The sequence below is a fragment of the Cohnella faecalis genome (genome assembly GCF_003570905.1).
Taxonomy (GTDB): domain Bacteria; phylum Bacillota; class Bacilli; order Paenibacillales; family Paenibacillaceae; genus Cohnella; species Cohnella faecalis.
In genome coordinates, this window is record NZ_QXJM01000044.1 from 1 (window position 1) to 8,433 (window position 8,433).

The 8,433-nt window shown below is 43.0% G+C and carries 8 protein-coding genes and 2 pseudogenes; all 10 read right to left on the bottom strand.

Features of this window, described 5'->3' with window-relative positions; genetic code table 11:
- Positions 1-461: pseudogene (locus D3H35_RS25950) on the bottom strand (1-deoxy-D-xylulose-5-phosphate reductoisomerase); the annotation flags it as partial.
- Positions 462-489: 28 nt separating this feature from the next.
- The gene (locus tag D3H35_RS25955; RefSeq protein WP_119149452.1) at positions 490-1,284 is read right to left on the bottom strand and encodes a phosphatidate cytidylyltransferase; all 795 of its coding nucleotides are present in this window, start codon (positions 1,282-1,284) and stop codon (positions 490-492) included.
- A 4-nt stretch (positions 1,285-1,288) separates the two neighbouring features.
- Positions 1,289-2,103: pseudogene (locus tag D3H35_RS25960) on the bottom strand (isoprenyl transferase).
- 81 nt (positions 2,104-2,184) lie between these two features.
- Positions 2,185-2,739, bottom strand: a complete 555-nt coding sequence (gene frr / locus D3H35_RS25965) for a ribosome recycling factor (protein WP_119149448.1) — start codon at positions 2,737-2,739, stop codon at positions 2,185-2,187.
- 4 nt (positions 2,740-2,743) lie between these two features.
- Entirely contained in the window at positions 2,744-3,466 is a 723-nt protein-coding gene (gene pyrH / locus D3H35_RS25970; RefSeq protein ID WP_119152064.1) for a UMP kinase, read from the bottom strand.
- A 79-nt stretch (positions 3,467-3,545) separates the two neighbouring features.
- The gene (gene tsf, locus D3H35_RS25975) at positions 3,546-4,196 is read right to left on the bottom strand and encodes a translation elongation factor Ts (RefSeq protein ID WP_119149445.1); all 651 of its coding nucleotides are present in this window, start codon (positions 4,194-4,196) and stop codon (positions 3,546-3,548) included.
- Positions 4,197-4,335: 139 nt separating this feature from the next.
- The gene (gene rpsB / locus D3H35_RS25980) at positions 4,336-5,034 is read right to left on the bottom strand and encodes a 30S ribosomal protein S2 (protein ID WP_119149443.1); all 699 of its coding nucleotides are present in this window, start codon (positions 5,032-5,034) and stop codon (positions 4,336-4,338) included.
- Positions 5,035-5,260: 226 nt separating this feature from the next.
- On the bottom strand, positions 5,261-5,800 hold the full coding sequence (locus D3H35_RS25985) for a hypothetical protein (protein WP_119149441.1): 540 nt from the start codon (positions 5,798-5,800) through the stop codon (positions 5,261-5,263).
- The gene (locus D3H35_RS25990; protein ID WP_119149439.1) at positions 5,793-6,386 is read right to left on the bottom strand and encodes a hypothetical protein; all 594 of its coding nucleotides are present in this window, start codon (positions 6,384-6,386) and stop codon (positions 5,793-5,795) included. Before D3H35_RS25990 ends, D3H35_RS25985 begins: the two co-directional genes overlap by 8 nt.
- A gap of 518 nt (positions 6,387-6,904) precedes the next feature.
- The coding region (locus D3H35_RS31470) for a hypothetical protein (protein ID WP_199728613.1) at positions 6,905-8,433 on the bottom strand (1,529 nt) is incomplete at its 5' end.

The window sequence follows — 8,433 nt, forward strand, 5'->3', positions numbered from 1 at the left end:
AACAACGCCGAATGCTCGCTGTCCACCGGAACAATCGCCACTCCCTTATCGGCGGCTCGTTTCATGACGATATGGCCTGCCGTCACGAGCGTTTCCTTATTGGCGAGGCCGATCGTCGCTCCCGCTTCGATAGCGGCCAATGTAGACGTAAGTCCCAGGCTGCCGACCAGAGCGCAAGCGACATAATCGGCGCCGACGCCTGCGGCGACTTCGTTCAGTCCGTCCTCGCCGTAGACGACTCGAACGCCCGGAGGCAGCTCGCCTCGAATCCGCTCCGCCAGCTCCTTCGTCGCAATGGATACGAGCTTTGGCTTAAAAGCGCGCGCTTGCTCGAGCAGCAGCTCGATATTGGAGCCGGCCGCCAGCCCGACCACTTCATAGCTGTCCGGATCGCGCGAAATGACGTCAAGCGTCTGGGTGCCTATGGAACCGGTGCTGCCAAGCACGGACACTTTTTTCATACGGACCTCCGTTATGTATACGAAATCTTTAAGGAATGAGCGTCAATAAATGAACCAAAGGAAATACGATCAGCCAGCTGTCCGTCCGATCCAGCACTCCTCCGTGACCCGGCAGCAAATTGCCGGAATCCTTCACTCCGCGAAACCGCTTGTACGCGGATTGAATCAAATCCCCGAGCTGTCCCGCTATCGCCGCGGTCAAACCGATGAGCGCCGCACGTCCGTACCCGATCCATTCCGAACCGAAATAAGCGAACGCGAGAGCCGCAACGACCGCTAATACGAGTCCGCCCAATGCGCCTTCAATCGTCTTGTTCGGGCTGATCGCCGGCCAGAGCTTCGTCCGTCCGATCGCTTTGCCTACGAAATACGCGCCGGCATCCGAAGTCCAAATACTGACGAAAGTAAGCATCGACCAGAAGATGCCGTGATCGAGCTCCCTCGTCGCAGCCATGTAATGAAAGCCGGTGCCGACATAAATCGCGCCGATGAACAGAACGGCGGCATGCTCGAGTTGAATTTTGTTTTTGCTGAATACGGTTGCCGCCAAAAGCGCGAACATAAGCAGCCAGGATACGGTCGCAAACGAAGGCAGCGATACGCCCCACGATTCGGGCAGCCGCGTCAGCGCGAGAATAATAACCCCGACAAAGCCCGCCAGCACGTCCCATCTCGACCACGCATGACCGTTCAGCTTGGCGAATTCGGAGTAGCCGATAATCGCCATAGCGACGAGGAGCAGCGAGTAGTACCAATCCCCAAGCCACAACAAACAAAAAAAGGCTGTTCCCGCCACGAGACCGGTTACGATTCGTTGACCCATGATGCTACAGTCCTCCGTAACGCCGAGCTCTCCGTTGATATTCGCGGATAGCGTCGTAAAAGTGTTGTTGCCCGAATTCAGGCCAATAAACGTCTGTGAACCAGAACTCGCTGTACGCGAGCTGCCAAAGCATGAAGTTGGACAACCTTAGCTCGCCGCTCGTACGAATGAGCAAATCCGGATCGGGAAGCCGCTCGACAATAGATGCCGCTCGAACAGCGCTTCGTCAATCGCCTCAGGGTCCAGCTTGCCGTCCGCGCTCGAACGGGCGATCTCTCGCACGGCGTCCACCATTTCGTTGCGGCTTCCGTAATTAAGCGCAAAATTAAGGATAAGGCCTGTATTTCCTTCCGTTCGTCTTACCGCCTCTTCGACTGCGGCAACCGTATGACTCGGCAGCACGTCTTTTTGTCCCATCATGCGAACCTGGACGTTTTTATCGATCAATTCCTGAAGCTCAAGCGCAAGAAACTCTTGCGGCAGCTTCATGAGGAATTCCACTTCCGCTTTCGGACGTTTCCAATTTTCCGTCGAGAAGGCGTATAAGGTCAGTACCTTGACGCCGATTTCATCCGCCAATTTCGTAATCCGCTTGACCGTCTTCATTCCGTTATGATGCCCGGCGATGCGAGGAAGACCCCGCGCTTTGGCCCATCGTCCATTGCCATCCATAATAATAGCCACATGCTGCGGGATGTTGCCGCCGGACGGCACATCCGTCCCGGCATCCGTTCCCTTCCGCTTCCGATCGGAGCCGTCTTTTCCAGACGCTCCGAATCCCAGCAGACGGAGCCATCCCCTAGACCCCGAATTACCCATTTCGAATCCCTCCATCATGCGAGCGAAAACCTACGAGAATGAGAATAAACCCACCGTATTCGGAGGGGCAGATTCGAAAGCTTACACTTCCAAAATTTCTTTTTCTTTGGCGGCCAAAATCTTTTCGACTTCGGCGACGTATTTATCGGTGAGCTTCTGCACGTCTTCTTGGTGACGGCGCGACTCATCCTCGGAAATTTCGCCTTTTTCCTTCTTCTTGATGTCGTCGTTGGCATCCCGACGAATGTTCCGGATCGCGACTTTCGCTTCTTCCCCGAACTTCTTCGTATCCTTGACGAGATCTTTGCGCCGCTCTTCGGTCAGCGGGGGAATGTTAAGGCGAATAATCGTTCCGTCGTTGGCGGGTGTTAACCCGATATCCGACTTGAGAATCGCTTTCTCGATAGCGGCCAACGCAGATTTGTCCCACGGCTGAATGATCAGGGTTCGGGAATCCGGCGTGTTGATCGAGCCGAGCTGATTGACCGGCGTAGGCGTTCCGTAGTAATCGGCTTGCACCCGATCCAGCATCGCCGACGAAGCGCGTCCCGCTCGCAGCGTTTGCAAATCGCGTTTCAAAGCTCCCAGAGCTTTTTCCATCCGTTCTTCCGCGTTCTTCTTGATTGCTTGCGGCACTAGTCTACACTCCTTTTACGATCGTGCCGATTTTTTCGCCCATGACGGCACGCTTAATATTTCCTTTTTCGGTAATCGCAAATACGAGAAGCGGAATGTTGTTATCCATGCAGAGCGAAGAAGCGGTCGAGTCCATGACGCCGAGATTTTTGTTGAGCACGTCGAGGTAAGTGAGCTGCTCGTACTTCTCCGCGCTGGCGTCCTTGAACGGATCGGCGCTGTATACGCCGTCGACTTTGTTCTTTGCCATCAGAATAACTTCGGCCTCGATCTCTGCCGCACGCAGAGCCGCCGTCGTATCCGTGGAAAAGAACGGGTTGCCCGTGCCGGCGGCGAAAATAACGACGCGGCCCTTCTCCAGGTGACGGATCGCGCGACGACGAATGTAAGGCTCCGCGATTTGCTGCATCGCGATCGACGTCTGCACGCGGGTAGGAACGTTCATTTGCTCCAGTGCGTCTTGAAGCGCCAAGGAATTCATAACGGTGGCGAGCATGCCCATGTAGTCTGCCGTCGCGCGGTCGATCCCCTTCTGGCTGCCTGCGATTCCGCGCCAGATGTTGCCGCCTCCGCACACGATCGCAACTTCGACGCCAAGCTCCACCACTTCTTTGATTTGTTCGGCGATCGACAAGATGGTCGTCGCATCAATTCCGTAACCGTTCAGACCGGACAACGATTCACCGCTAACCTTGAGCACAACGCGTTTATAAAACGGACGTTCCAACGGATGTTTCCTCCATCCTGCAAATCAAGATTTAAAAAAGAGGGAACACTTCGTGTTCCCGATTGGCCTTGCTGTGCGATTATAGTTTGGCTTGAGCCATAACTTCTTCGACGAAGTTGTCGACTTTTTTCTCCAAGCCTTCGCCAAGCTCGAAGCGAGCGAAGCGGCGGATCGAAATTTTTTCGCCGATCGTAGCGATCTTCTCGTTAAGCAACGTGGTGATCGTTTTGTCTTGATCTTTGACGAAGGATTGCTCCATCAAGCAGTTCTCTTCGTAATATTTGGCGATACGGCCTTCGACCATTTTGTCGACGATTTTCTCCGGTTTGCCTTCGTTAAGCGCTTGGTTGCGGAGAATTTCTTTTTCCTTGTCGAGCTCGGCTTGCGACACTTCCTCGCGGCTCAGGAATTTCGGACTCGCAGCGGCAATATGCATCGCGATATCGCGCGCGAACGAGCGGAATTGCTCGGTTTTGCCGACGAAGTCGGTTTCGCAGTTGATTTCGACGAGTACGCCGATGCGGCCGCCTGCGTGGATGTAAGATTCTACAGTGCCTTCCGTAGCGATGCGGTCGCCTTTTTTGGCTGCCGCGGCAAGTCCTTTTTCACGAAGAAGCTCGCCCGCTTTCGTCAGATCGCCGTTCGCTTCCTCCAACGCTTTTTTGCAATCGAGCATGCCCGCGCCCGTTCTCTCGCGAAGCGTTTTTACGTCTGCTGCATTAATGGCCACGTAGGTACCCTCCTAAAATTCAGGCCCTTGCCGAGCCTTGCGGCCCGTCCGGGTTCCGATATCTGGTCTTAAAAAAAGGGGCGAGAAGGTTCTCTTCTGCCCGCCCTTGGTTTGCATGAGCTAAAAGCGAGGCGGCTTATTAAGCCGTCGTTTCTTCGCCTTGATTGGACTCGACGATAGCGTCGGCCATTTTGGAAGTGAGCAGCTTAACGGCGCGGATAGCGTCGTCGTTACCCGGAATGACGTAATCGATCTCGTCCGGATCGCAGTTCGTATCAACGATACCTACGATTGGAATGCCGAGTTTGCGAGCTTCGGCAACAGCGATGCGCTCTTTGCGAGGATCGATGATGAACAAAGCATCCGGAAGTCTGCGCATATTTTTGATGCCGCCCAGGAACTTCTCGAGACGGTCTTTTTCTTTGCGAAGAAGGATAACTTCTTTTTTAGGAAGAACTTCGAACGTGCCGTCCTCTTCCCATTTGGTGAGCTGGTGAAGACGGTCCGTACGTTTTTGGATCGTGGAGAAGTTGGTCAGCGTGCCGCCGAGCCAACGTTGGTTGATGTAGTACATGCCGCTGCGTTCCGCTTCTTCTTTCACGGAATCTTGAGCTTGCTTCTTCGTGCCCACGAACAGCAGCGTACCGCCGTTCTCAGCGAGCTGGCGAACGAAGTTGTACGCCTCGTCCACTTTTTTAACCGTTTTTTGAAGATCGATGATGTAAATGCCGTTCCGCTCGGTAAAGATGTACTTGTCCATCTTAGGGTTCCAACGACGAGTTTGGTGGCCGAAGTGTACCCCAGCTTCGAGAAGCTGTTTCATGGAAATTACTGCCATCTTTCCTGCACCTCCTGATAAAATGGTTTTTTAGGTGAATCCCGCCGCTTCTCGCATCTTCCGGCAATACTTCCCGTGGAGGCTCGCTCAATCGGAAGCACCGTTGCCGAAATTGAAAAGCGTGTGTTTTTTCACACCGGGGAATACTATACCATAACGAGTATAGATGTGCAACCTATGAGAATCGCCGCTCCAAATTCGGATGCGGCGAAGGGTTGAAAGAGTCTCATTTTGTGCCGGTAAGATGCTTCATGATTTCAGAGTAAGCGGGTTTTCCAGTGAACGTGCTCGTTCCGACTTTAAGCTTTTTGCTGATTGAATTTGCCTGCTTCAAAAAGTCGGCCTCGTCGTCGATGATGCCTGCGTCCTTCAATTTGCCCGCCACGATTATGAGGGTATCGTTATATTCCACGCGAATAGACTTTTCCTCAGAGGAGCCGTCGGAAGGTTCCTTGCCGTTCGATTCGGCCGAGTCCGCCTTGGGCGAAGCTGCGTCTTGCGCGCGATCGGTCTGCTCTGGCAACGCCGCGATGGCTGCATCGATCTTGGCGGCCAGCTCGTCCTCGGAATAGCGTTTCTCCGCGGAAGGGTAAAATGCTAGCCCTTGCTCCTTTGCGTAGCTTTCAAACTGCTCGCGGGTAATCGCTTCGCTGCCGTTTTTCTCGGAAGTTTGAAGCCCTTTGGCCAACAGAATGAGCTGCAGCATGGAAGCGCCGAGAATGATTCCGATCCCCAAACCCATCAGCCAGCTGCGGTACTTATGCAATCGGTTCTTCCTCCCTGCGCGCAAGCTGCAGGATGAGCTGCACCTCGCCTTTATTCATTCCGAACGATCTGGCGATTTGCTCTACGGAACGGCCTCTGGCGTGCTGCTCCAGAAGCTCCGCATAGCGAACGCGTATCGTCGTCGCCGCGGCGGCCGGTTCCGTCTCAGCCGGCTCGGGAACAGGGTACGAAGCGGTCTCGGCTGCCGACATAACCGCTGCAAAAGGCACGGCAATGGCCGAAGCGGACTCCGTCTCGATTCGTTCCGTGACGGTCGGCGCCTCGGTACTCGATGGAGGGGACGCGGTTGAAGTCCGCTGCTCCGACCAGCTTCTCATCTGCTGTTCCATGTCGCGGACTCTGCGGCCAAGCCGTTCCACGGTTTCGTCCTGCTCGCGTTTGAACTTGGCGACCGCGTCGACGAGCTCGCGGTTTTCCAGCTCCAGATCCTCCAGCAGTTTGTCGTACGCGGCCTCGTTGGCCGATTCCCGATCTTGGGCGTTCGATTGTCGTCTCGGCATCATCCACGCATAACCGAAAATGACGATGCCGAACAGCACGATGCTTAACCAAGGACTTGGGCTCACGGTCTTGCTCCTTTCGAAATCGCAAACGCTTGATAATCATCCGGAGAAATCGATATGTCTGCCTTTGAACGGATGAGGAGCGTCTGCGATAGAATCCTCGGGCGCCTTGGCGTCCCCTTCCGGGTGTCGTCCGTTCCGGCGCTCTGTCCCGCCATCTTGTCCGCGCGCATCGCGATCTTGATGTCGCTCTTCGCCGCGATTCCGTCTTCGTCTTTCTTTGCGCTTTTTTTTTTTTTTTTTTTTTTTTTTTTTTTTTTTTTTTTTTTTTTTTTTTTTTTTTTTTTTTTTTTTTTTTTTTTTTTTTTTTTTTTTTTTTTTTTTTTTTTTTTTTTTTTTTTTTTTTTTTTTTTTTTTTTTTTTTTTTTTTTTTTTTTTTTTTTTTTTTTTTTTTTCTTTTTTTTTTTTTTTTTTTTTTTTTTTTTTTTTTTTTTTTTTTTTTTTTTTTTTTTTTTTTTTTTTTTTTTTTTTTTTTTTTTTTTTTTTTTTTTTTTTTTTTTTTTTTTTTTTTTTTTTTTTTTTTATTTTTTTTTTTTTTTTTTTTTTTTTTTTTTTTTTTTTTTTTTTTTTTTTTTTTTTTTTTTTTTTTTTTTTTTTTTTTTTTTTTTTTTTTTTTTTTTTTTTTTTTTTTTTTTTTTTTTTTTTTTTTTTTTTTTTTTTTTTTTTTTTTTTTTTTTTTTTTTTTTTTTTTTTTTTTTTTTTTTTTTTTTTTTTTTTTTTTTTTTTTTTTTTTTTTTTTTTTTTTTTTTTTTTTTTTTTTTTTTTTTTTTTTTTTTTTTTTTTTTTTTTTTTTTTTTTTTTTTTTTTTTTTTTTTTTTTTTTTTTTTTTTTTTTTTTTTTTTTTTTTTTTTTTTTTTTTTTTTTTTTTTTTTTTTTTTTTTTTTTTTTTTTTTTTTTTTTTTTTTTTTTTTTTTTTTTTTTTTTTTTTTTTTTTTTTTTTTTTTTTTTTTTTTTTTTTTTTTTTTTTTTTTTTTTTTTTTTTTTTTTTTTTTTTTTTTTTTTTTTTTTTTTTTTTTTTTTTTTTTTTTTTTTTTTTTTTTTTTTTTTTTGTTTTTTTTTTTTTTTTTTTTTTTTTTTTTTTTTTTTTTTTTTTTTTTTTTTTTTTTTTTTTTTTTTTTTTTTTTTTTTTTTTTTTTTTTTTTTTTTTTTTTTTTTTTTTTTTTTTTTTTTTTTTTTTTTTTTTTTTTTTTTTTTTTTTTTTTTTTTTTTTTTTTTTTTTTTTTTTTTTTTTTTTTTTTTTTTTTTTTTTTTTTTTTTTTTTTTTTTTTTTTTTTTTTTTTTTTTTTTTTTTTTTTTTTTTTTATTTTTTTTTTTTTTTTTTTTTTTTTTTTTTTTTTTTTTTTTTTTTTTTTTTTTTTTTTTTTTTTTTTTTTTTTTTTTTTTTTTTTTTTTTTTTTTTTTTTTTTTTTTTTTTTTTTTTTTTTTTTTTTTTTTTTTTTTTTTTTTTTTTTTTTTTTTTTTTTTTTTTTTTTTTTTTTTTTTTTTTTTTTTTTTTTTTTTTTTTGTTTTTTTTTTTTTTTTTTTTTTTTTTTTTTTTTTTTTTTTTTTTTTTTTTTTTTTTTTTTTTTTTTTTTTTTTTTTTTTTTTTTTTTTTTTTTTTTTTTTTTTTTTTTTTTTTTTTTTTTTTTTTTTTTTTTTTTTTTTTTTTTTTTTTTTTTTTTTTTTTTTTTTTTTTTTTTTTTTTTTTTTTTTTTTTTTTTTTTTTTTTTTTTTTTTTTTTTTTTTTTTTTTTTTTTTTTTTTTTTTTTTTTTTTTTTTTTTTTTTTTTTTTTTTTTTTTTTTTTTTTTTTTTTTTTGTTTTCCTTTTTTTTTTTTTTTTTTTTTTTTTTTTCTTTTTTTTTTTTTTTTTTTTTTTTTTGTTTTTTTTTATTTTTTTTTCTCTTTTTGTTTTTTTTTTTTTTTTTTTTTTTTTTATTTTTTTTTTTTTTTTTTTTTTTTTTTTTTTTTTTTTTTTTTTTTTTTTTTTTTTTTTTCTTTTTTTTTTTTTTTTTTTTTTTTTTTTTTTTTTTTTTTTTTTTTTTTTTTTTTTGTTTTTTTTTTTTTTTTTTTT